The organism is Enterococcus sp. C65 (assembly GCF_040887165.1).
Classification (GTDB): Bacteria; Bacillota; Bacilli; order Lactobacillales; family Enterococcaceae; genus Enterococcus_B; species Enterococcus_B hirae.
In genome coordinates this window covers 46,055-69,335 of sequence record NZ_JBFOFG010000002.1, presented here as the reverse complement: position 1 = coordinate 69,335, position 23,281 = coordinate 46,055, and the positions used below count along the sequence as shown (strand labels likewise).

General features: G+C 36.5%; 20 protein-coding genes. 5 read left to right on the top strand and 15 right to left on the bottom strand.

The window, feature by feature from the left end:
• Positions 1 to 32 precede the first annotated feature (32 nt).
• The 10 genes from AB3I12_RS02390 to AB3I12_RS02345 form a co-directional block, all read right to left on the bottom strand.
• On the bottom strand, positions 33 to 989 hold the full coding sequence (locus AB3I12_RS02390) for an ABC transporter permease (protein ID WP_010720468.1): 957 nt from the start codon (positions 987 to 989) through the stop codon (positions 33 to 35).
• Positions 989 to 2,122: an ABC transporter permease gene (locus AB3I12_RS02385; protein ID WP_010720469.1), complete on the bottom strand. Its 1,134-nt coding sequence runs from the start codon at positions 2,120 to 2,122 to the stop codon at positions 989 to 991. The genes AB3I12_RS02390 and AB3I12_RS02385 overlap by 1 nt, the downstream gene beginning before the upstream one ends.
• Positions 2,115 to 3,677 carry an ABC transporter ATP-binding protein gene (locus AB3I12_RS02380; protein WP_010720470.1) on the bottom strand — a complete coding sequence of 521 codons (1,563 nt, stop codon included), beginning with the start codon at positions 3,675 to 3,677 and terminating at the stop codon, positions 2,115 to 2,117. The genes AB3I12_RS02385 and AB3I12_RS02380 overlap by 8 nt, the downstream gene beginning before the upstream one ends.
• A gap of 502 nt (positions 3,678 to 4,179) precedes the next feature.
• On the bottom strand, positions 4,180 to 5,262 hold the full coding sequence (locus AB3I12_RS02375) for a BMP family protein (protein ID WP_010720471.1): 1,083 nt from the start codon (positions 5,260 to 5,262) through the stop codon (positions 4,180 to 4,182).
• A 73-nt stretch (positions 5,263 to 5,335) separates the two neighbouring features.
• Positions 5,336 to 5,734, bottom strand: coding sequence for a cytidine deaminase (locus tag AB3I12_RS02370; protein WP_063626394.1), 399 nt, complete (start codon positions 5,732 to 5,734; stop codon positions 5,336 to 5,338).
• A gap of 17 nt (positions 5,735 to 5,751) precedes the next feature.
• Entirely contained in the window at positions 5,752 to 6,414 is a 663-nt protein-coding gene (gene deoC / locus AB3I12_RS02365; protein WP_010720473.1) for a deoxyribose-phosphate aldolase, read from the bottom strand.
• A 14-nt stretch (positions 6,415 to 6,428) separates the two neighbouring features.
• Complete coding sequence (locus AB3I12_RS02360) at positions 6,429 to 7,730, bottom strand: pyrimidine-nucleoside phosphorylase (RefSeq protein ID WP_063626393.1); 1,302 nt, start codon at positions 7,728 to 7,730, stop codon at positions 6,429 to 6,431.
• Between the two features lie 140 nt (positions 7,731 to 7,870).
• A complete protein-coding gene (locus AB3I12_RS02355; RefSeq protein WP_010720475.1) occupies positions 7,871 to 8,887 on the bottom strand; it encodes a LacI family DNA-binding transcriptional regulator in 1,017 nt (338 codons plus the stop codon).
• A gap of 168 nt (positions 8,888 to 9,055) precedes the next feature.
• Positions 9,056 to 11,377 (bottom strand): hypothetical protein, encoded by a 2,322-nt coding sequence (locus AB3I12_RS02350; RefSeq protein ID WP_231105523.1) that lies wholly within the window; start codon positions 11,375 to 11,377, stop codon positions 9,056 to 9,058.
• Positions 11,378 to 11,730: 353 nt separating this feature from the next.
• Positions 11,731 to 12,336 carry a class I SAM-dependent methyltransferase gene (locus AB3I12_RS02345; RefSeq protein WP_010736788.1) on the bottom strand — a complete coding sequence of 202 codons (606 nt, stop codon included), beginning with the start codon at positions 12,334 to 12,336 and terminating at the stop codon, positions 11,731 to 11,733.
• Positions 12,337 to 12,622: 286 nt separating this feature from the next.
• Between AB3I12_RS02345 and coaA the strand changes: the two genes are divergently transcribed.
• Both coaA and guaA read left to right on the top strand, forming a co-directional pair.
• Positions 12,623 to 13,546 (top strand): type I pantothenate kinase, encoded by a 924-nt coding sequence (coaA, locus tag AB3I12_RS02340; RefSeq protein ID WP_010720479.1) that lies wholly within the window; start codon positions 12,623 to 12,625, stop codon positions 13,544 to 13,546.
• Positions 13,547 to 13,605: 59 nt separating this feature from the next.
• A complete protein-coding gene (gene guaA / locus AB3I12_RS02335) occupies positions 13,606 to 15,171 on the top strand; it encodes a glutamine-hydrolyzing GMP synthase (RefSeq protein WP_010720480.1) in 1,566 nt (521 codons plus the stop codon).
• 178 nt (positions 15,172 to 15,349) lie between these two features.
• Here the strand turns inward: guaA and AB3I12_RS02330 are convergent, their stop codons facing one another.
• Both AB3I12_RS02330 and AB3I12_RS02325 read right to left on the bottom strand, forming a co-directional pair.
• Entirely contained in the window at positions 15,350 to 15,901 is a 552-nt protein-coding gene (locus AB3I12_RS02330) for a hypothetical protein (RefSeq protein ID WP_010720481.1), read from the bottom strand.
• 374 nt (positions 15,902 to 16,275) lie between these two features.
• Positions 16,276 to 17,724 (bottom strand): helix-turn-helix domain-containing protein, encoded by a 1,449-nt coding sequence (locus AB3I12_RS02325; RefSeq protein WP_034697678.1) that lies wholly within the window; start codon positions 17,722 to 17,724, stop codon positions 16,276 to 16,278.
• A gap of 531 nt (positions 17,725 to 18,255) precedes the next feature.
• Between AB3I12_RS02325 and AB3I12_RS02320 the strand changes: the two genes are divergently transcribed.
• On the top strand, positions 18,256 to 18,705 hold the full coding sequence (locus AB3I12_RS02320; RefSeq protein ID WP_063626392.1) for a hypothetical protein: 450 nt from the start codon (positions 18,256 to 18,258) through the stop codon (positions 18,703 to 18,705).
• 510 nt (positions 18,706 to 19,215) lie between these two features.
• On the opposite strand, the gene AB3I12_RS02315 is transcribed toward AB3I12_RS02320, so the two are convergent.
• A complete protein-coding gene (locus tag AB3I12_RS02315) occupies positions 19,216 to 19,356 on the bottom strand; it encodes a hypothetical protein (protein WP_014834373.1) in 141 nt (46 codons plus the stop codon).
• A gap of 90 nt (positions 19,357 to 19,446) precedes the next feature.
• Complete coding sequence (locus tag AB3I12_RS02310) at positions 19,447 to 20,028, bottom strand: TMEM175 family protein (RefSeq protein ID WP_010720484.1); 582 nt, start codon at positions 20,026 to 20,028, stop codon at positions 19,447 to 19,449.
• A 216-nt stretch (positions 20,029 to 20,244) separates the two neighbouring features.
• Between AB3I12_RS02310 and AB3I12_RS02305 the strand changes: the two genes are divergently transcribed.
• A complete protein-coding gene (locus tag AB3I12_RS02305) occupies positions 20,245 to 20,436 on the top strand; it encodes a hypothetical protein (protein ID WP_063626391.1) in 192 nt (63 codons plus the stop codon).
• Positions 20,437 to 20,534: 98 nt separating this feature from the next.
• Here the strand turns inward: AB3I12_RS02305 and AB3I12_RS02300 are convergent, their stop codons facing one another.
• Entirely contained in the window at positions 20,535 to 21,353 is an 819-nt protein-coding gene (locus AB3I12_RS02300; RefSeq protein WP_010720486.1) for a ZIP family metal transporter, read from the bottom strand.
• Positions 21,354 to 21,520: 167 nt separating this feature from the next.
• Here AB3I12_RS02300 and spxB point away from each other — a divergent pair, with 167 nt between their 5' ends.
• A complete protein-coding gene (gene spxB, locus AB3I12_RS02295) occupies positions 21,521 to 23,251 on the top strand; it encodes a pyruvate oxidase (RefSeq protein ID WP_063626390.1) in 1,731 nt (576 codons plus the stop codon).
• Positions 23,252 to 23,281: the final 30 nt, after the last annotated feature.

The window sequence follows — 23,281 nt, the reverse complement described above, 5'->3', positions numbered from 1 at the left end:
CCCGTAACCCACCCTTTTTATTCACTAAAAGTTTATTTTGATTTTATATAATTTTTACCGTTTGCTTTAGGTCCAGATGCTTTTCCTAAGAACGCTACTAACACAATAACGGTTAATAGGTAAGGTGCAATCTGCAACAATACTGGCGGTATCGAAGAAATCACTGGTAATTGAGCCCCGATGATACTTAAACTTTGCGCAAAACCAAAGAATAAAGAAGCGCCCATGGCCCCTAGTGGATTCCATTTACCGAAGATCATAGCAGCCATTGAGATAAACCCTTGACCTACGATCGTTCCGGCAGAGAAATTCCCTGAAATCGATTGAGCGAATACTGCGCCACCCATTCCGCCAAGTAAACCAGAGATCAATACCCCAGAATAACGCATCGCGTAAACATTGATTCCCAATGTATCCGCTGCTTGAGGATTTTCACCCACTGAGCGTAAGCGAAGTCCAAACTTTGTCTTAAAGATAATAAACCAAGCAAGAATCGCAATTAAAATGGCACAATAAGCTGGTAAAAATGTATTTTTAAAGAAAATTGGTCCAATCACAGGGATTTTTGATAATCCAGGAAATGAGAAATATCCTAAGTTAACTGAAATATTATCAGTTTGTCCTTTTCCATACCATGTTTTGATCAAAAATACACCCAAAGCTGGTGCCATCAAGTTGATAACTGTCCCGCTGATGATATGGTCTGCACGTAAACTAACAGTTGCTACTGCATGTAATAAAGAGAATAACACACCAACTATCCCACCGACTAAAATAGCAATCCATGGTGTCATGTCTCCTAAGGTAGGACTCATGGTTAGATTAAATACTACCGCACTGAAAGCACCCATAACCATGATGCCTTCTAAACCTACATTGACAATCCCACTTCGTTCAGAAAAAGTTCCACCTAAAGATGTAAGAATTAATGGTGTTGAATAAACCAACGTTGAAGTGAGGATTAAAGCAATTAACTCAGTTGTTGACATTATAATTCTCCTCCTTCTTGACTCTGATTTGTTGGTTTCGATTCAACAGTCTCCACGATCGCTTCTTGTTTTTTACCTTGGAAGAATTTTGCCATAATGAAACGAATCAAGAAGTTGATCCCAACAAAGAAAATAATCAATGCAATCGATACATTTACGATTTCAAATGGTATACCGGCACCTGTTTGCATCCCCAAACCACCGATTTTCAAGATACTGAACAAGAGTGCTGAAAGTAAAATTCCAATCGCTGAACCAGAACCTAACAGTGACACAGCCATTCCGTCAAATCCGATGGCTAATGAAGTTGTTTGGACGAAAAAGTTTTGATACGTTCCTAATCCTTCGACTACTCCACCAAGTCCTGCTAAAGCGCCTGAAATCATCATGGAGAAGACGATCGTACGTTTACTACTCATTCCAGCATACTCAGAAGCAAAAGGATTTAGACCTACCGAACGAATTTCAAAGCCTAACGTCGTTTTCTTCATCAATAGCCAAACAACAACCAGTGCAATCAATGCTAAAAACAAACCAGCATTTACACGAGAACCGCCAAACATTTGTGTCAGCCAAGGTAATCTAAGAGAAGCATTTTGCCCAATCAAATTTGAAGAATCTAAGCTTGAACGATACGTGTCTGGCATGATGTCATGTAAAGCAAAAGTACTTAAATAAAGTAAAATATAGTTCATCATAATAGTGACGATTACTTCACTTGTACCGAAAAAGGCTCTTAACACCCCTGGGATAGCCGCAGCCAAGGCTCCTGCCAAAGCACCTAAAATCACACAAGTCGGTAATAAAATGACTTTTGGCAGATCAGGAAAGGCAAGTGCTACCCACACACTAACGATCCAACCACAGAGTGCTTGTCCCGAAAGCCCGATATTGAAGAATCCTGCTGAGTTCGCAACAGAAAAACCTAATGCAGTAAAAATCAACGGTGTTGCTTGCCGTAATGTTTCACCAATACTTCTTTGAGAACCAAGGGACGCATTTAACATTGAAGAATAACCTTGGCCTGGGTTATAACCAAAAGCTGCCATCAAGATAGCACCTAAAACTAAACCTAGAATTACCGAAAAAATAGGAACTAGGAGATTACGTATCTTTTCATTGCGATCATTCATGTGCGCCACCAACCTTTTCTAACTCTTTTCTTGCTTCTTCTAAAGAATAGCCCGCCATAAGTAATCCTAGTTCATTTTCAGAAGTTTCTTTTGGATCAACGATTCCCACGATTTTTCCTTCGTGGAGTACCGCAATACGATCAGAAACATTCAAAATTTCTTCTAATTCAAAACTAATCAATAAGACCGCTTTGTATTTGTCTCTTTGTTCAATCAAACGTTTATGAATAAACTCGATTGCTCCAACATCTAGCCCACGTGTCGGATTAGCAACGATCAACAAGTCAGGATCACGATCGATTTCCCGAGCAATAATTGCTTTTTGTTGATTCCCACCTGATAATGCTTTTGCTGGCACAAGTTCATTCGTTGTTCGAACATCATACTCTTCGATTAATTCTCGTGCATGTTCATTGATCAACGAATAATTCAATAAGCCATTTCTACTGTAAGGTTTTTGGTAATAATTTTGTAAAGCAATATTCTCCGCTAACGTCATATCCAACACTAAGCCATACTTATGACGGTCTTCGGGCACATGTCCTACACCAGCCTCCGTAATTTTTCTTGGCTTTTTATTCGTGATATCTTCATCTTTTAAGCGAATTGTTCCACTTTCTGCTTTACGTAAACCGGTTAACGCCTGGATCAATTCTGACTGTCCGTTACCATCAATACCAGCAATTCCTAAAACTTCTCCTGCTCGTACTTCTAAACTTAGATCTTTGACTGCGTCCAATCCTCGGTTTTCTTTAACCACTAGATTTTCAATCGATAACACAACTTCTTGAGGCTGACTTTCTTTCTTCATTGTCTTAAATGAAACCGTACGTCCAACCATCATATCTGCCAATTGTTGTGAAGAGACATCTTTTACATTTACTGTACCAATCCCTTTACCACGACGGATAACTGTACAACGATCTGCTACAGCTTTAATCTCATCTAACTTATGGGTGATCAAAATGATCGATTTTCCTTCTTTGACCAACTCTTTCATGATTACAATCAGTTCGTCAATCTCTTGTGGCGTTAATACCGCTGTAGGTTCGTCAAAAATCAAGACATCTGCCCCACGATAAAGTGTTTTTAAGATTTCTACCCGTTGTTCCATTCCAACAGAGATATCTCGGACATACGCATCAGGATTGACCGATAAACCATATTGTTCAGAAAGCTTTTGGATTTCTTCACGTGCTTGGCGACGATCAAGTACCCCTGCTCGACTTGGCTCACTTCCCAAAACAATATTTTCAGTAACAGTAAATGCATCCACAAGCATAAAGTGCTGATGGACCATTCCGATACCTAGCTGGTTCGCTTTTGTCGGACTTGTAATTTTCACTTCTTTCCCATGCATCAGTATTTCACCTGATGTTGGCTCTAAAAGGCCTGAGAGCACATTCATCAAGGTTGATTTTCCGGCACCATTTTCTCCAAGTAAAGCGTGGATCTCTCCTGCTTTCACTTGCAAGTTGATGTTGTCATTTGCTTTGAACGTACCAAACTGTTTGGTGATATTCCGCATTTCGATGACAATATTTTCTTGAACCACAATTTTTCACATCCTAACGATTTCTATCTAGGCAACGATTAACAAAGATTTTTCATAAAATCTCAAATTGAAGCAAAAACTTCAGGGGATTATTCCCTTATCAAGAGGCTGTGAAAAGAGCGTTTTGACCTGAGCATTAAGGAAGAAAATCTCGAAACAGCTTTTCATGTTTTGAGATTTTTTGACTTAATGCCGAAGGTCAGCTCTTTGAACGCCGTTTAGCAAGAGGCTGTGAAAGAAGCGTTTAGCTCCGAGCAAATAAGAGAGGATTTTTTAAAATAGCTTCTCATATTTTTAAAAATCATCGCTTATTGTTGAGGAGCTGCTTCTTGAACGCCGTTTAGCAAGAGGCTGTGAGCAGCATGTTCTACTTCAAGAATTAAGAACAAAAAAACGAAAATAGCTTTTCAGCAACATCTTGATAAAGAAACAATCGTTAGTTATTTACTAAACCATAGCCTTGTCAAACAATTGTCCAACAAGGCTATAGAAATTCGTTTGATTATTTTTCAGGAGTTTCTGGTACTTTGATATCTCCTGAGATGATTTTTTCTTTTGCTTCATTCACAGCTTTTTCTGCTTTTTCTGAAAGTTGACCTTTTGTGATACCAACACCGTCTTCTTTCAATCCGTAAACGGTATGTTCCCCACCAGGGAAATCACCATCAGCTGATTTTTGAGCTAAGTCTTCAACAACAGTTCCTACACCTTTTAGAGTTGATGTCAAAGTAAAGTTTTTCTTTTCACCATTTAAAGTGTATTCGCCTTCGTCAGATTGGTCACGGTCAACCCCGATAACCCAAACTTTTTTGTCGCCTGATTCGTTTAATGATTTCGCTTCTTGGAATACACCGTTACCAGTACCACCAGATGCGTGGAAAATGATATCTGCATTTTGTGCATACATTCCTTGAGCAATTGAACGTCCTTTATCTGGCGCTGAGAAGTCTCCTGCATATTGATTCAAGACTTTAATTTCTTTGTTTAATGCTTTTGCACCAGCATCTACACCAGCTTTGAATCCTGCGTCAAAACGATCGATTACTTCACCTTTTACCCCACCAATGAAACCAACAGTGTTTGTTTCAGTTGTGTAAGCTGCGGCAATCCCAGCAAGATAAGAAGCTTCGTTATCTTTAAATGTTGCTGAAACCACGTTGTCTTTGCCGTCGATAACGTCATCAATAATAGCAAAGTTTGTTTCAGGATTTGATGCAGCTTGCTCTTCAATAGCTGGTTTCAATTTATAACCAATACCAAAGATTGTTTTAAAACCTGCATTCAAAGCTTGGTCAATATTAGGGATATAATCTGATTCATTTGCTGATTGGAAATATTGGAACCCATCATTTCCACGTGATAGATCATGATCTTTCCCCCAAGCTTGTAGTCCTTCCCAAGCTGACTGGTTGAATGAACGGTCATCAACACCGCCCGTATCTGTGATCAATGCTGCAGTTGCTGTTTTTGAACCGCTGTTTCCACCGGTTGAATCAGTTGAATCTGATCCGCTGCCACATGCGCCCAATAATAACCCAGCAGATAACGCTACAGCACTTAAACCAAATAATTTTGCTTTTTTCATTTCTGTAAAGCCCCCTAAAATAATTGTTTTATTTTTCAACAGTCAGCTGACTGAATGAACATGAGTGATAATTCTATAGATCTTTTTCTGTAAAGGCGTAAGGTAATAGTTCTTTAACCGTCATTGCCTTAGTCACACCGTTATCCCCTACTAAAGTTACCGGCATGTCTGGTACACAAAACTCAGCCATTACTTGACGACAAGCACCACAAGGAGAAATTGGCTCTGGCGTATGACCAACCACTACTAAATGAGTAAACTCTTTTTCTCCTTCAGAAACAGCTTTGAAAAAAGCCGTGCGCTCCGCACAATTGGTTAAACCAAACGAGGCATTTTCGATGTTGACTCCTTGATACGTTTTTCCAGATTCAGTGACTAAACATGCACCTACTGGAAAATGTGAATATGGTACATATGCTTTATCCAATGCTTCTACTGCAATGTTGATCCATTCTTGCTTCACTTCTGTCATAAGCTTCCCCTTACTACTTAATAGCCTTCGCCAGTAGATCCTGACATAATCGAAACTCCTGCACTGGTACCAATTCTTGTCGCACCAGCTTCAATCATTGCCAAAGCTTCAGCTTCGTTATGGATACCACCAGATGCTTTTACACCCATTTCAGGTCCAACAGTTTCACGCATTAAACGAACATCTTCGACTTTTGCTCCTCCAGTTGAAAATCCTGTAGAAGTTTTAACAAAGTCTGCCCCAGCAGCTTTTGCCAGCTCACAAGCTTTTACAATTTCCTCATGATTTAATAAAGCTGTTTCGATGATGACTTTGACTAAAGCACGATCTTTGGCCGCTGCAACCACTGCTTCAATATCTTTTTGGACTTTATCAAACTGTTGAGACTTCATTGCCCCAATATTGATGACCATATCCACTTCATCTGCGCCATTTTCAATCGCATTTGTAGTTTCAAAAGCCTTAGTTTCAGCAGTATTAGCTCCTAAAGGAAAGCCAATTACTGTACATACTGCCACTGGTTCGCCTTTTAATTGTTCTTTTGCTAGTGCGACCCATGTTGGGTTGATACAAACAGAATAGAAATGGTATTTCTTTGCTTCTTCAATAATTCGCATGACGTCTTCTTGAGAAGCATCTGCTTTTAAGATGGTGTGATCGATCATTCGGTTCAATTCCATTTTTTTCTCTCCTTTTATTCGGTGATGATATCATGTATCAATGTAGGCTTTTCAGCCGAGTCACTAATTTGGATATTTTGATAGAGCAATTCTTGAACAGAAGAAATCTCTTTTGTATTACTGTAGATTGTCAATAATGATTCTCCCTCTTTTACAGAATCACCAATTTTTTTATTTAATTTAAGACCAACTGCGTGATCAATATCATCTTCTTTAGTTTTGCGTCCTGCACCTAACATCATAGCTGCAATCCCCAACTCATTCGCAACGAGTTTTGAGACAATACCACTCGATTTGGCTGGCAACTCAACAACATACTTAGCTGTCAGTAACCGTTCTGGTTGGTCTACGATAGAGTCATCTCCACCTTGATTACGGATCATTTCCTTAAATTTGTCTAAGGCTTTGCCAGATTCTAGTGCTTCTTGCAGTAAACTTCTAGCTTCTTCGATTGTTGCTGCTTGATTGGCTAAGACCACCATCTGACTCCCTAATGCATAACACATTTCCAGCAAGTCTTCTGGTCCATTGCCGTTTAACGTTTCAATTGCTTCCACAACTTCAAGACTATTACCAATTGCTTCACCAAGAGGTTCAGACATATCAGAAATTACGGCTACTGTCTGACGATGAGCTAATTTTCCAATACTAGTCATTGTTTTTGCTAAACGTCTAGCATCTTCAATATTCTTCATAAAGGCGCCGTCACCTGTCGTCACGTCTAAAACGATCGCGTCTGCTCCTGCGGCAATTTTCTTACTCATGATCGAACTGGCAATCAAAGGAATCGAATCCACTGTCGCAGTCACATCCCGCAAAGCATAAAGTTTTTTATCTGCTGGTGCAAGATTTCCTGATTGTCCAATAACAGCTACTTTACTCTCATTGACAATTCGGATAAACGCTTCATCAGAAAGCTCGATTTGAAATCCAGGAATTGCTTCTAGTTTATCCAGCGTACCACCTGTATACCCCAAACCTCTACCAGACATTTTGGCAACTGTAACACCCACACTTGCGACTAAAGGTGCTAAGATCAACGTTGTCGTATCTCCCACACCACCTGTAGAGTGTTTATCCACTTTGATCCCATCTAAAGGACTTAAATCAATGACATCTCCTGAGTGGGCAATGGCAAGTGTTAAATCCGTGATTTCTCTATCGGTCATATCTTGATAAAAGATCGCCATCAACAATGCGCTGATTTGATAATCTGGAATTTCACCATTCGTGTATTTTGTAATAATATACTCGATTTCTTTTGTCGATAATTCATTTCCGTCTCGCTTTTTTTCAATCAGATCCACCATTCGCATTGCTTGATCCTCCTCGTCTTCATTCGGTATTATACAGGAATTTTCCAAAAGGTAAACCACTTTAGTAAACCAGTTTACTAAGAATACAAAGAGCTACTCACCGCCTTTGTAAACACTTACATAAGCAATATAACGCTGAGTTATCCCTTTGTCAATGTTTTTATGCTCTCACGAATAATTAATTTTGTTTCAAAGACTTTGTTCGGAACTTTGCGTTGTGGGAACTCGATCGTGTCGATCAAAAATCTTGCGGCATAAAATCCAATATCAGAACTTGGCTGTTTCACTGTTGTCAATTGAGGGATCATATACTCGGATAACTTCAACCCATCGAAACCAATAACTGAAATATCATCGGGGATTTTTTTGCCTAATTCATCAATCGCTTGGTAACAACCAATCGCCATTGCATCATTTCCACAAAAAATTGCTGTAAGATCTTTGTGCTTTAAGAGCCGTTTAGACGCCTCGTATCCCCCTTGGACCGTCAACTCCCCTTGTTCTACATACTTTCCATTGAAAGGGATTCCATGATCCTTTAGTGCATGACGATACCCGTTGAACCGTTCTTCTAACTGGTAATAGCCTGTTGTTTCTTTGAGCATACCGATTTTGGTATGACCGTTCTTAATAAACAAAGAAACTGCTTGATAAGCCCCCTCATACTCTTTTACGATCAACCGACCATTATCTCTGGTATTCAATCCACGATCAATCAAAATAATCGGCATATTTTTATAAAAACCACTATCTAAAGAATAGTCATCTGGCAAAACATTGGGCGTAGCCAATAAGATTCCATCCACTGAGCGATGAGCCAATTCTTTTAAATACTTGATTTCATTTTCTTGACTATGACGAGAGTTGCAAAGCATGATCACATACCCCAGTGGATTCAAGTAACTCTCGACCCCTTCAATCAATTTAGAAAAGAAGAAGTCAGTGACATCTGGCACGATCATACCAATCGTTTTAGAATGACGATTGATCACATTCGAGGCAAAGTAATCTGGTTTATAATGGTGCTCGTTAACAATATTCAGGACTTTTTTTCGTGTTTTATCACTAAAGCGGCTCCCTTTATTATTTAAAATTTGTGATACAGTGGTGACTGAAACACCTGCCATTTCTGCAATGTCTCGGATCGTTAGTTTCACTTCTTCTCCTCCTTTATGATGTAAATTCTTTTTTAGTTTACCAAAAGCATATAAAAAAGAATAGATAGAAAAAAATAAGAAAAAATCTTTTATTCACTAATAAAAATAAATAGCTTGGAAAGTGCCAATTTCCTAAACTGACTTCTTAAAAACTTCTGTAACTGCCGATTATCTGTCATTGTTCTTCTCTTTCATAGGAGTTTTTTCATTGGCTTGAGTAACTAGCGATTGATCTTTTCTATTATTGATTGCACTAGTTACTTTCTCACTCAAAGAAGACTTCTGACTTTGGGTTACTAAATTATCAGCAGCTATATGTTCAGAATCCCGTTTTTCAATCGCTCCTACCATTCCATCTACCTGCTTGAGAAGTATTTTTTTCTCATCATGAGCTATCTCCTGATCGTTTAAGATTTCATTATGGAGTTCTAGAATCTTTTCTCGAACAGATGAAAAAAGTTGAAGCTCTTTTTGATAACCTGCCGTTCGATCCGTGGCGATCATCGTTGTTAGCTGTTCAAGGAAAGGTTTTTTATTTTCAATAGGAATCTTTGGATCTTGCCTTACTTGTTGCCTAAGATTTAAAAAGTTTAAATCATGTTTATCGACTGCCTGAAAATAGTCTGCCGTATTTCCTTTCATAAGAAGCTCTCCGATATCCATAGCTAGCCTCTGCTCTTCATTCTCTTGCAAATCTTTTTTAGTCAGCGTAGCTTGTTGACTGCCTTTTTCTTGTTCATCCTTGGGAACAGAAATCTTTCCCCCATCCCCTATCAGTTGTTTCTCCTGGCTCTCAAATCTATTTATGGCATCAAAGAGTCCTGTTCTTATCTTTAGAATTTTTTGTAACTTTTGTTCGTATTTAATCATGCGATGATCAATTTGTTGCTCCTTCTTCGTCTTTTGAGAAACCTCTTGTTGGTATCCTAGTTGTATATTTTGAACGTGAGACTTTAAAACAAGAGCAACAAGTGTGGAATCTTGCCGATTTTCTCCACCAACTCGTTGATTTTTTGCTGTTGGTTCCTTTAACTCAGATAAAACGATTACTTTCAAATGTGGAGGGATTCGTTCCTCTTGATTGATTCTTTTAATCATTTCCTCTTCCCATTTATTTTCACTTATAAACTTTTGGCACTCTTTGATATCACTTTGAGCAGTTACATGTTCCTTTTGTTTTTCATTACTATTCATGACTTTTTCTATTTGTTCAAAAAGCGGCTGATAGGTTTTATCCGTTGCCACTCGTTCTTTTAGTACTTCTAACAGTTGCTTTCTAATGAAAAATTCCTGTTTGATAACTGATATTTTTTTGATGTTGTTCTTTTTCGCTTCCTCTGAGGGATTAATTTCAGAAATGAGAGCTTTTTTTATTTCTTCTGAATACTCTTTGCTTTGTTTGATGCTAGCTACCACTTCTCGGGTCAATTGTTTGTCACTCATCAGTGCTTTATATGTATCTAGTTTTTCTTGAGCCACTTGTTTTCTTACTAATTCTTCGGTCAACACATTCTTTGTTAGCCAATCCAAATTTGACTCATCTTTGATTCGTTTGAGCAAGTCAATTCGCTCTTGTGGTACATCTTTTTTGAACATCTTATGTAAATCCTTATTTTTTTCACTTAGATCCGCGACTGCTTCTTCAAACAGTATAGCTTGACTATTAAATTTGGCGATACGTGCATCTAAATCGTTATGAAGTGCCTGTTTTTCTTCTGGAGTCAATCCATCTTGATGATCAATTTGTTCTTTCACATGTTTTACTTTAGAATAATCTGCCACACTTCTGATACTAACAAACTCCCAATAGACTGTTTTATTTCTCTGTGAAAGCTTGTCAAGCGTTGCCGCAGGACGATTTTGAATTTCTTGATTTAAGTTGTCTCGTCGCTGATCGTTGGGAATCGTATGGGTTAGAAATTCTTTTACCAGTTGTTCCCTCTCTGAGCGAGAAAAATCAAGTAGTTCAAACAGCAGCATGTTTCCAACAAATAGGACATCGTTGTTTTTTTGAGAATGGTAGCCTTTTTTGATCTGAGCAAATTTCTTTGGCTTTTTTTGGTAAAGCTTAATCATAGGCTTGTCGTTCATGATTTGAGTGAACCCGTTCTTAGCATCTCGATTCTTAAGTAAGAAATCAAATTTTTCTTGATCTTTCCATATCAATAGATTTTTATACTTAGACACTAGTGTGGGACGATACTGATGCAAACCATGATGTACTAATCCATCTAAGAGATCTAAAAGTTCATTTGTTAAAGCAACATGTTGATCATCTGGCTGAACTTCACTTTTTTCTCTTTTGCTATTTAATTTTTCTCTTTTCGTTTTATTGTTCTGGACGATCCCCTTCGCCTTTTCTTCCCATGCTTTAAATGTTGTAGCCATTTCGACATGGTCTTTTTCTAAATACCTTAATACGTTTTCCTGGTTATACATGGGTAATTCTAAAATAGATTTAGTATCTACTATCATTCTGGTTTGTGTCATTTTTTTATTCTCCTTTCAAGTCACTCAAATTTTTCAATACCATGCTAGTTTTGTTTTCTAAAAAAGGAAGAAACGTTATTCAATTATTAGCTCCTTGAAATACGCCACTTTTCAATAGGAAAAAGTTCCACTAGTTAGCGAAGTGTCTCACTCCTTTCATCAACTTTTTTACGATCTCCATATTCCCATGACCTAGAGTACCTATCGCCTGTTTTTTAATAGAAAGAAAGGGACAAAAATAAACCGAAGGACCCGCAAATAGTTACTTCTATTTTAGGATTCTTCGGTTGCTTTTAGAGTGTGTTATTTTGTCATAGCTTTTTATTTAGTCTCAAACACCCACAATCAAACAGTTATTCTTTGATACTTTTGATGATATAGTACCCTTTCTCTTTATGGACGATTTCAGCATTCCCAAAGGTCTCTGCCATTTTGCTTTTTGCACTAGGAGCCCCTTGTTTTTTTTGAATGACAATGGTTAGTGTTCCACCCGATTTTAACCTTGGATATGCTTCGGTTAAAATTTCGTGTACCACTTTTTTACCGGCACGAATTGGCGGATTGCTGACGATTGCTGCATAAGTTTCTTCATGAACTGCTTCATAGATATTCGATTGATGAATATCCACCTGTTTGATCCCATTGCGGTTCGCATTTCCTTGAGCTAATTCTACTGCCCGAGAGTTAATATCGACCATCTCAACAAATCGCTGACTAGCAAAAGCGATCGCCAATCCAATCGGACCATAGCCACAACCAACATCCAAAATTTTGCCATCAGCTGGCAGCTCTTCCCAATTAAAGGTATCAATTAACACTCGTGAACCAAAGTCGACTGTTTCACGTGAAAATACTCCTGAATCTGTTACAAATTGGAAGTTTTTTCCTTTTAATTCAAATGACCATTGTTCAAAGTCATGTTCTGTCGTTGGCTCTTGCGAATAATAATGATTCGTCATATCGTTCATCCTTTTTATATTGTTTCTTGTTTCTTGTTTCTTGTTTCTTGTTTCTTAGTCTATCCTTTTATCAATTGGCATGCAATGTCTATTTTTCCTAGTTTAAATAAATAGTTGATCAGAAACACGAACAGAATGAATTTTGATATGTCATCCTTTTTATTTATTCAGTTAACAGTTATTCACTTAAAAATAAGAGACTTATAACCATTCTCGTTTAGTGGTGGGGTTTAGCCGTGTTTTATGTTAAAATGATTCCATTGATGGGAGAATGCAGGAGGCTATTATGAATGATCCAATGAACTACTACCGTGTGGCAAGAGAAGAATGGCGTGAATTTTATCGTAATGGACAAGCACCTTTGACCCAAGACGAGCTAGATAACATCAAAAGTTTAAATGACCGTATTTCAATGCAAGATGTTCGAGATATCTATGTTCCTCTTGCTCATTTGATTTATCTATATATGAAAGAATTTGAATCTCTTTCGTTAAGTAAAGGTCTATTTCTTCATAAATATGTCGAAGTACCGCCATTTATTATTGGAATTGCTGGGAGTGTTGCCGTTGGAAAAAGCACAACAGCTCGCCTGTTACAAACGATCTTATCACGTACATTTAAACGCAGGAATGTTCAGTTGATTACAACTGATGGTTTTTTATATCCTAATGAAACGTTAAAAGAACGAGGGATCATGAATCGTAAAGGGTTCCCAGAAAGTTATGATATGGAGATGTTGATCGATTTTCTTAATCGAGTAAAATCCGGTCAGGAAGAAATAAAAGTACCTGTTTATTCACATGACATTTACAATATCATTCCTGGCGAATATGAATTGATCCAACAACCTGATATTCTGATTGTTGAAGGAATCAACACGCTGCAACTGCCTGCTAATCAACAAATCTATGTCAGTGATTTTTTTGATTTTTCTGTTTATGTTGATGCTGATTCATCATTAATTGAAAAATGGTATTTAGATCGATTCGGTGCCTTACTCGACACCGCTTTTCAAAATCCACAAAATTATTACTATCAATTTGCTATTGGCGATCGTGACGATGCATTTAAAATGGCGCAAGAAGTATGGAAAAATGTGAATTTGAAAAATTTAAACGAATATATCTTGCCTACTCGTGGCAGAGCAGATATAATTCTCCATAAAACTGAAAATCATATTATTGATTCGATTTTCATGCGAAAATATTAGCATTTTAAAATAGTTTATTCTATTTTGAGATAAAATTTAAAGGGATAGGGGTAATAAATGTGACAAACGTTGCCGACATGACAAACGTTGAAAAGATTATCGTATTAGACTACGGTAGCCAGTATAACCAATTGATTACACGACGCATCCGTGATTTAGGAGTTTTTTCTGAATTATTGAGCCATCGGGTTTCTGCTGAAGAAGTAAAAGCAATGAATCCAAAAGGAATCATTCTTTCCGGTGGTCCTAACAGTGTGTATGATGAAAATGCTTTTGGAATCGATCCAGAAATCTTTAACTTAGGGATTCCTGTATTGGGTATTTGCTACGGTATGCAATTGATTACGTATAAGCTAGGTGGGAAAGTTGAACCAGCTAAAAACCGTGAATACGGAAAAGCTCAGTTAGAAGTAACCAGTGACGATGCAGTATTGTTCAATGACACACCTAAACAACAAACCGTTTGGATGAGCCACGGGGACTTAGTAACCCAAGTTCCTGAAGGATTTGAAATCGTTGGTACAAGTAAAGACTGCCCGATCGCATCCATCCAAGATACAAAACGTAATTTCTATGGTATCCAATTCCATGCAGAAGTTCGTCATTCTGAATACGGAATCGAATTACTCCGTCATTTTGCTTTTGATGTTTGTCATTGTGAAGGAAACTGGACAATGAATAACTTCATCGATATGCAAATCGAAAAAATTCGTGAACAAGTTGGCGATAAAAAAGTATTGCTTGGACTTTCTGGCGGCGTGGATTCTAGTGTCGTTGGTGTTCTTCTACAAAAAGCAATCGGTGATCAGCTAACTTCCATCTTTGTTGACCATGGTTTATTGCGTAAAGGTGAAGCAGACCAAGTAATGGAAAGTTTAGGCGGGAAATTTGGTCTAAATATTATCAAAGTGGATGCAAGAAAACGTTTCTTAGACAAGTTAGCCGGCGTTTCTGATCCTGAGCAAAAACGTAAAATCATTGGTAATGAATTTGTGTATGTTTTTGATGATGAAGCAACAAAATTAGCGGGAGAAGAAGGAATTGCTTTCTTAGCCCAAGGAACACTTTATACTGATGTGATCGAAAGTGGAACGGAAACTGCTCAAACGATCAAATCTCACCATAACGTGGGTGGACTACCAGAAGACATGCAATTCCAATTGATTGAACCTTTGAACACATTATTCAAAGATGAAGTCCGTGAATTAGGAACACAACTAGGAATGCCAGATTCAATCGTTTGGCGTCAACCTTTCCCAGGTCCTGGTCTAGGTATCCGTGTCTTGGGTGAAATCAGTGAAGAAAAACTAGAAATCGTCCGTGAATCAGATGCGATCTTACGTGAAGAAATCGCAGCAGCTGGCTTAGATCGTGACATTTGGCAATATTTCACTGTTCTACCAGGAATCCGCTCTGTCGGCGTAATGGGCGATGGCCGTACTTACGACTATACAGTAGGTATCCGTGCAGTCACTTCTATTGATGGGATGACAGCAGACTTTGCCCGTATCCCATGGGATGTTTTACAAAAAATCTCTGTCCGCATCGTAAACGAAGTCGCTCACGTCAACCGTATCGTGTACGACATCACTTCTAAACCACCTGCAACTGTGGAGTGGGAATAATGAAAAACAGCCAACAAACGTTGTTAAATCAATGTTTGTTGGCTGTTTTTCATTATCACACTTATTTTTTAGCCTTTTGATAAAATTCTTTCTATTTCCATTCCAGTCAATCGTTTAATTTCTTCCCCCTCTTATTTTTGACAATCAATTGATTATTCGTATAAAAACGGGGAACTTGCTAAAAATAAAGAACGTAAAAAATCAGAAAAGCTAACTCGATGACCATAAAGTTAATAACTTGTTTTTTTCTTATTGCAGTTATCTTTTCGACATCTTCCCTGTCCAACAGAACGATTTTCAATGGATTATCGGGATGTTGATTTAGATAATTCTCCCAAAACTGTGCTTGTTTCTGACTTGACGGAGCGATTATACTAAGAAGTAAAATACAAAAGGTTAAGCCAATGATAAATAGGAAACTAGTCGAAAAATCTTGATAAAGCATACTAGTGACCAAAGCGCCTATAATACTTGCAAGTAATGCAACAGTCAATAACATTTGAATACCTCTTTTAAAAGTGGTATTCAAATACATATTTTGATAATTTATAATTGCTGTTTTTCTCAGCTTTAAGTCCTCTTTACTAAGTTCGGGGAACATTTCACTCACTTTATTTTTTTTCTTCTTTTCCATAGCCCGTCTTTGATTACGTAATCTAAAACCACAAAAAATAAAGACGGGTATCGCTATAATTGCATAAAATTGACTAACTAATCTCAGTACTTCCATTGAGAACCTCCATCTGTATCCTAATTAATCAGTCCATAATAGCAAAGTACATTAAACTTTTCATTAATATTAAATGAGTAATTTTTACTGCAAACTTACTTGAATTACTACCAAAACAATGAGGATATATTTCTCTTCTCTAAAAGAACAGAAAGAAGTTTTTCTTCTTTCTGTCCAAATGATTCTAAGATTTCTCTTTACCAATATCCTATCATTTAACAAAGAGCCCTTAAAATTAGGTTAACTTTTAACCTATCTCTTCTTTTTGTCTCTTTTATCTGAGGAATATTCCTTCACCATTGATCAGCGTTTCCCTTTATTGACCACCTATGTTCAAACTAACAATGTCTCAAAGTTAATAAATATCAAACACGCTATGTAATTTCTGTTCTTGTTTGTTGATAAAAGAAAATCAAGTTTTGAATTTCTCTTGATTTGGGATATATAGAAATACCAAATATAGGGATATTGAACTGCCTGTTTAGCATCGTATTGGAAACAATACAATCATAGTTTTCCTTATGTAGCATCTGATCTGTAACTACTGGGGTTTTGCTGGCTACAAAACGATATCGTCCTCCTAGATAAAGCTCAAGCTTTGCAATAATGTAGCTAGCATATTGTTCAGAATTGGTTACAATCAAAGCCCTAATTTGTTTACTCGTTTCAATCTTTTTTAGTAGATCATGCCAGTAGACAAGTAACAAAGCGACTAATTTTCTGGTAAATTCGTCATTTTTCATATACTTTAATAACTCTTTTTGATCCTTGTTAATTAAATAATTCTTTAGTCCTACTTGAATACTTTCGATTTCTGGAAGTATCTGTTTTAAAAACTGATGATGTTTATCATATAAAATAAAAGAAAGATTTTCCATATAGTCGCCATCATTAATTATTTTATAGCAGATTTCTTGTCGTTCTTCACATTTGATCTGATATTTTATTTCCAAATAATCAAGCAATATCCCAACCATCTTTGTTAAATAAGGTTTTTGTTGGTAGTCATCGCTGCTGTTCTGTATATCCAGTAGCGAACAAACAAACGGCTGTTCAAAGATGTATTTTATCAGATCCTGATCCTCTTCAAGAGATAACCATAAAGAAGTATTTTGCTTCTCATTTGATTCTAGGCATAAAAGATTATTCTGCTCTTTTTCAATAAATTGTTTTTCGTTTTTTACTTGGTAAATTTTCATAGCAATATAAAATAAAAGCTGATTATGTTTTCGGTGTTCCAGTTTACGAATTATATCTTGAAGTTGATTATTCGTTATGTATTTTAAGTATAATTGACGACTTTTTTGACAAATTTCTTCATTGAAGGCCTCTTCTAAACACACATATTTTTCTAAAAGTAACTGGATCGTCAACTTTTCAATTAACTGTGTATTTCCCGTTAATCGAATCAATCCTCGAATTCTTAAGTGATATTGCTCTAAGGAAAGGTTGATGCGCTTCACCATTCGTCTTAAAGTGCTCTCTGAAATAAATAGTTGTTCCGTTACTTCCAAGTAGTTCGTATATTTATTTAACACGATTGCTTCTAAAAATTGATACTCAATCGATTCATTCATAATAATTCGGTAAATATATTCTTCTGTGACATGAGGAGCAATTTCTGCAAATATCCCATTCTCACGATCAGTATGTATATTAATTTCTTTTGCATAAGAATCGATATCCATCAAGTCATTTCTCAATGTTTTTGAAGAACACTTTAATTGAGATTCTAAATCTTGAAAGCGATAGGTTTCTCCTTCAAAAAGCAATTCCAGTAGAAGTAACTGTCGTTTCATTTTTTTCGATAAAATATTTAACATTTACTTCCTCCCCTCTTTTTACCAAATAGAAAAAAGCATTCACTTTTTTCTATTTGAATGTTCCTATTTATATTTTAAAGAAAATTTTTAACGAATTAGAATTTTTTTTTCAAAAAAATAGTAAAAATGGGTATAAAAAATATGAAAAATAAGCAATCCTATCTACCAATTTTATAAATAGATCATCTATGGCCTTTTTTTGCCCTTAGACCTTGCAAATAAACAGAATGCTGATCTTGCCAACAGACAATAGTATCATTCGCCTCCTCATTTTAAAAAATAACTAAATAAATTTTTTTAGCGAAATAAATTATTTGATTGAAACATTTCTTCAGTAAAATAAACTGCTAAAATTAAGTATTTTATGCTTTATTTTTTTTATATTTAAATTTATACTGTTTTTAAAGCAATTAATTAATAACAAAAATTAATAAAAAAAGGCATATATTATACCATTTTTAATGATTAAAAAACTATTTTTATCATAAATGTACTTTTTTACGTCATAACTGTTAGATGGGAGTGTCCAAGGTGAAGAAAACAATTATTATAGTTAGTAGTTTTTTAGGTTTAATTGCTTTATTTTTTATGATTGAATACTTTGCTTCTCCTGTAAAAGATGTTACTTCAAAAGCTGAAATGAAAATGACTACTGGAGCCAAGATGGAATATGTGCCAACAAAAGATGAACTAGTAAAAATTGAAGGAGATCAACTTCAATTACTGGGCATTTATACAGTAGTTGGTATCCATCTCGACAGACATTCTTATGTGACGTTAGCAAATGCCGAACAAGAAGAAATCAACTTTTCTATTTCAATTATAGACAAACAAAAACAGACATTTTCAATCCCCGGCATACAATTCTCACCTCAAAATTTACAGCTCTCTGATTCTTTTGGCTTAGCAAAAAAAGAAGCACGCTACTTTGCTTATAAAAAAAATTATCCTGTCGCAAGTGCCACTCATACAACAGACTGACCAATTAAATATACCCCTACAAGGTATATTTAATTGGCTTTTATCTTTTTCAATGGAAAGAACCTCGAATAACTTTTCTGTTTATTTTTTTCTTCTCCCACTCGACCATTGATCTTTTATACTAACTATTTAATTCGAGACGGCTTGTTTCCTTTGTTTTTTGTCATTTTTCCTAATTTATTTGATTCTTCTTGTGAAAAAAATAAACCAATTATTAAATCCGTTATTTTAAAAAGATAAAATAACACTATACGCAAAAACTAAAAGTTATTTAATCAGATGGATTAATCTATATAAATTGTTGTCTGCCTATTCATTTAATATTTATACAAAAATATTGTATACCTGCTTTTATCAATAGGTTGGAACTTTTCGTTTTCGTTATCCCCTGTGGAAAACTTTCGGAACAGATTACCTCTCTGATACGTATCTGTGTATAATTAGATACAACGAATCCCGGATCTTTCAATTCTTTAGACTGAAAGATCCGGGATCAAAAATAAACGCTACTTACTTCTTTAATGCTACAACAAATGGAATCATCATAGATAACAAAATAACCAATAAACTACATTGCCGATGATCTATATAGATAAGGATCGTTATCATGCTCGTAGTTAGACCGATATTCAATTTTTTTTGATTGATCATAAGCATCCCTCTTCAAGGAAGATTTTCCTCTAGAAGTTCGACCATTTTTTTATCTTTTTGTTATATTTCTCTTAATTTTTTTGAACATCTTTAATTACTATATTGAGATTCGATTTTACGGCTAGGAATCAGCCAACCAAGTAAAATCACAGCATTCGTTACTAAAACAGCTATTGGTGTAATGACATAGCCTAAAATAATTCCTAAAATATTTAACCCAATTGACCAGTAGGATTTTCGATAGTTATCTAGTAATTCTTTGATATTCTTTTTATTTTTAGGATCAGACTGAACCAACTCTCTTGCTAAAATATAGTAAGCAATATTAGCTCCTAAAGTTACTACACCGTATGTGATTTCTGGCGCTAAACTATGACTATACTCGCTGATCCAAGACGTGACAAAGGGAAAAAATGATAAAGCAAAGATAAAAAAGCTATTCGCCCATAAAACTCGCCAATTTACTTTATGAACGACTTGAAACATATGATGATGATTATTCCAATAGATGACCAATGTAAAAAAGCTGACAATATAGATCATAAAACGATATCCTAAGGCACTTAGCGCTTGCCAGGTGTCAGTGTTCGGCTGGTGAAGCTCTAAGACCAAGATAGTCATAATGATCGCGATAACTGCATCGGTAAAAGCTTCTAAACGATTTTTTGGCATATTTTTGCCTCCTTTTCTGACTTATTGTAGTAAAGATAGCTAGAAAAAAGCAACTAAATCAGTCTATAGTTGGAGGTAATGCTCACTTTATACTGCTATACTCAATGAAACAAGAGGATTTAACTATCGTAGTTCTCTAATAAATAAGCTAAGTTCTAAGTACATTTTTATTAAATTTAACTTATTTTGGGAACTAGCAAGAAATGAGGGGTTTGTATGGGACAAAGAAATACTTTTTCAACTATTTTCATGCTAATAATGGTATTGATTATAGGTAGTTTTGTAATTAGCCTTTTTACTAGTATTTTATGGTTTGCAATTAAATTACTCATTCCTATTGCAATCATTATTTGGCTAATTCGTGTAATTTCTGGAACAAATCGTCGACATCATCGAAAATATTACTAATATTGAAAAAAGCAGCACACGACAGATTCCCCAGTCTTGTGCTGCTTTTTTCGTTATATTTTTATCAGTTGTTCAAAATGATATATCATTTGATGGCATTACCCTAAAGCTACATCTAGTACCATCATAATGATAAAACCTAACATCACCCCAAAAACGGCAAAATGCCGTTTACTTGATAATGTTTGTTGGGCTTCGGGAATTAATTCCTCAACAACCACATAGATCATCGCACCTGCTGCAAATGCCAGTGCATAAGGTAAAAGGATGGTTACTCGTGTCACTAGCACTGCGCCAATCACACCTGCGATCGGTTCAACAATACCTGAAGCTTGTCCATATATAAATGCCTTTGTTCGACTCAAGCCTTCCTGTCTTAAAGGAATCGAAACAGCTGCACCTTCCGGAAAATTCTGAATTCCAATACCCAATGCAACCGAAATGGCTGCCAAAACGGCCGCTGTTGGATTATCGGCTGTACTGGCAGCCCCAAATGCCACCCCTACAGCCAAACCTTCAGGGATATTGTGCAAGGTGATCGAAAAAACTAATAAGATTGTTCGTTTTAAATGCGTAGGTAGGCCTTCTTTTTCGTGCTGTGGGCCAAAATGCATATGAGGAAGCGTTTTATCAGCAATGTACAGAAAGACGCCACCTAATCCAAAACCAATACTAACGACCAGCCAAGCGATATCGCCATTTTCTTCAGCTTTTGTAATCGCAGGATCAAGCAATGACCAAAAACTAGCAGCAATCATGACCCCCGAAGCAAAACCAAGCATGAGATTCAATACTTCTTTTTTGATTTCTTTAAAGAAAAATACCAACCCAGCCCCCAGAGCTGTCATAAAATACGTAAATGCTGTCCCCGCTAATGCTTGTTGCCACGGGGCTAAGCTTAGTAGCCATTCTGTCATTTTATTCTCCTTTCGTGCCTTTACTTATTACTCTAGCATATTCAAAAAATCATGACTACTGTTTGTGTAAAAAAGCGAATCAGTTGGGCTTTTATTCTTAAAGCACTATACTTTAATTAATAAAGTTACAAAATTTTATCATTCATTTGATAAAGGAGTGGGAGAATATGGCAACAATCAATGCTGGTATCGCAATGGTCAAAGTAATGGAAAGTTGGGGAATCGAGCACATTTATGGGATTCCTGGTGGTTCGTTTAATTCAATCATGGATGCTCTTTATCATGAAAAAGATCAAATAAAATATATCCAAGTACGTCACGAAGAAGTAGGAGCGCTAGCCGCAGCAGCCGATGCGAAACTAACAGGAAAAGTTGGGGCTGTTTTTGGTTCTGCTGGACCAGGTGCCACGCATTTGATCAATGGTTTGTATGATGCACAAATGGATCATGTTCCAGTTGTTGCGTTGCTTGGACAAGTTGCAACTACTGCTATGAACTATAACTCTTTCCAAGAATTAAATGAAAATCCAATTTTTGCAGATGTTAGTGTCTATAACCGGACAGTTATGACACCTGAAAGTTTACCTCATGTCGTGGACGAAGCAATTAAAGCAGCCTATGAAAATAAAGGAGTAGCTATTGTAACCATTCCTGTTGATTTAGGTTTTGCAGACATTGAAGAAGAGAAAATATCTAACGCAGCTACTCATAAAACAGGTACTATCCTTCCTGATGAAAAAGATGTAATTGCTGCTCTTCCTTTTATTGAAAAAGCTAAAAAGCCTGTACTTTACATTGGACAAGGCACTCGTAATGGCTTTTCACAAATCAAAGATTTTACAGAACACTTTTCCATGCCAGTTGTTGCTTCTGTTTTAGCGAAAGGCATCATTCCAGATAACTATAAAAACTTTCTAGGCTTTGCTGGACGTGTGGCCACAAAACCTGCAAATGAAGCATTAGCAGAGGCCGACTTGATTTTATTTATGGGTAGTGACTTTCCTTTTGGTCGTGCGTTCTTTAACCCAGAGGCTGAATTTATCCAAGTGGACATCGATGCTTCAAAGTTTGGTCGAAGACATGCTACCTCTCATACCATTTTAGGGGATGCCAATACCACATTAGCTAGATTAACACAGCTGGGCGAACCACGTCCTGAAGATCGCTGGTATCTAGCCAACCAAGAAAACAAAGCGAATTGGGTAAACTGGTTAAACTCATTCGCTGACCTTGAAGACCAACCGATTCGTCCTGAAGCTGTTTATAAAGAAATCAATCGGATTGCTGAAGAAGATGCGATTTTTGTAACAGATGTTGGGAATACGACGATCCATTCCATTCGATTATTAGACATGAACGGCAAACAAAAACACACGACCTCTGGTTGGTTCGCTACAATGGGGAATGGTGTTCCAGGTGGCATTGCCGCACAATTAAGTTATCCTGATCGACAAGTCTTTACTTTAAGCGGTGATGGTGGTTTTGCAATGGTGATGCAAGATATCATTACACAAGTGAAATACCAACTACCGATTATTAATGTGGTTTTATCGAATACATCGTTTGGGTTTATTGAAGCAGAACAAGAAGATACTGAACAGAAAAAATTTGGTGTGTTTTTAGAAGAGGCTGACTTCGGAAAAGCGAGCGAAGCACTGGGAGCTGACGGTTTCACGATTACTGAGTATCATCAATTAAGACCTGCATTTGATGCCGCTAAAAAATCCCAACGACCAGTAGTAATTGATGTAAAAATCAATAACAAACGTCCTTTACCGGTTGAAGATCTTCATCTTGATCCAAGAAAATATACAGAAGAAGAAATCAAACAATTCAAAGAAAAATACGAAGTGCATGATTTACCTGTATTGAATGAATTATATGAAAAAAGGAAATAATTGAACCTCTACTCTTTGAGAGATTCAGAC

Bases quoted from the DNA above. Each gene is read 5' to 3' on its own strand.
- AB3I12_RS02375 (WP_010720471.1), bottom strand. From the start codon at position 5,262: ATGAAAAAAGCAAAATTATTTGGTTTAAGTGCTGTAGCGTTATCTGCT.
- AB3I12_RS02370 (WP_063626394.1), bottom strand. From the start codon at position 5,734: ATGACAGAAGTGAAGCAAGAATGGATCAACATTGCAGTAGAAGCATTG.
- AB3I12_RS02345 (WP_010736788.1), bottom strand. From the start codon at position 12,336: ATGACGAATCATTATTATTCGCAAGAGCCAACGACAGAACATGACTTT.
- AB3I12_RS02330 (WP_010720481.1), bottom strand. From the start codon at position 15,901: ATGGAAGTACTGAGATTAGTTAGTCAATTTTATGCAATTATAGCGATA.
- AB3I12_RS02310 (WP_010720484.1), bottom strand. From the start codon at position 20,028: ATGCCAAAAAATCGTTTAGAAGCTTTTACCGATGCAGTTATCGCGATC.
- AB3I12_RS02350 (WP_231105523.1), bottom strand. From the start codon at position 11,377: ATGACACAAACCAGAATGATAGTAGATACTAAATCTATTTTAGAATTA.
- AB3I12_RS02325 (WP_034697678.1), bottom strand. From the start codon at position 17,724: ATGTTAAATATTTTATCGAAAAAAATGAAACGACAGTTACTTCTACTG.
- AB3I12_RS02305 (WP_063626391.1), top strand. From the start codon at position 20,245: ATGGGACAAAGAAATACTTTTTCAACTATTTTCATGCTAATAATGGTA.
- AB3I12_RS02315 (WP_014834373.1), bottom strand. From the start codon at position 19,356: ATGATCAATCAAAAAAAATTGAATATCGGTCTAACTACGAGCATGATA.
- coaA (WP_010720479.1), top strand. From the start codon at position 12,623: ATGAATGATCCAATGAACTACTACCGTGTGGCAAGAGAAGAATGGCGT.
- AB3I12_RS02385 (WP_010720469.1), bottom strand. From the start codon at position 2,122: ATGAATGATCGCAATGAAAAGATACGTAATCTCCTAGTTCCTATTTTT.
- AB3I12_RS02390 (WP_010720468.1), bottom strand. From the start codon at position 989: ATGTCAACAACTGAGTTAATTGCTTTAATCCTCACTTCAACGTTGGTT.
- AB3I12_RS02300 (WP_010720486.1), bottom strand. From the start codon at position 21,353: ATGACAGAATGGCTACTAAGCTTAGCCCCGTGGCAACAAGCATTAGCG.
- deoC (WP_010720473.1), bottom strand. From the start codon at position 6,414: ATGGAATTGAACCGAATGATCGATCACACCATCTTAAAAGCAGATGCT.
- AB3I12_RS02360 (WP_063626393.1), bottom strand. From the start codon at position 7,730: ATGCGAATGGTGGATCTGATTGAAAAAAAGCGAGACGGAAATGAATTA.
- spxB (WP_063626390.1), top strand. From the start codon at position 21,521: ATGGCAACAATCAATGCTGGTATCGCAATGGTCAAAGTAATGGAAAGT.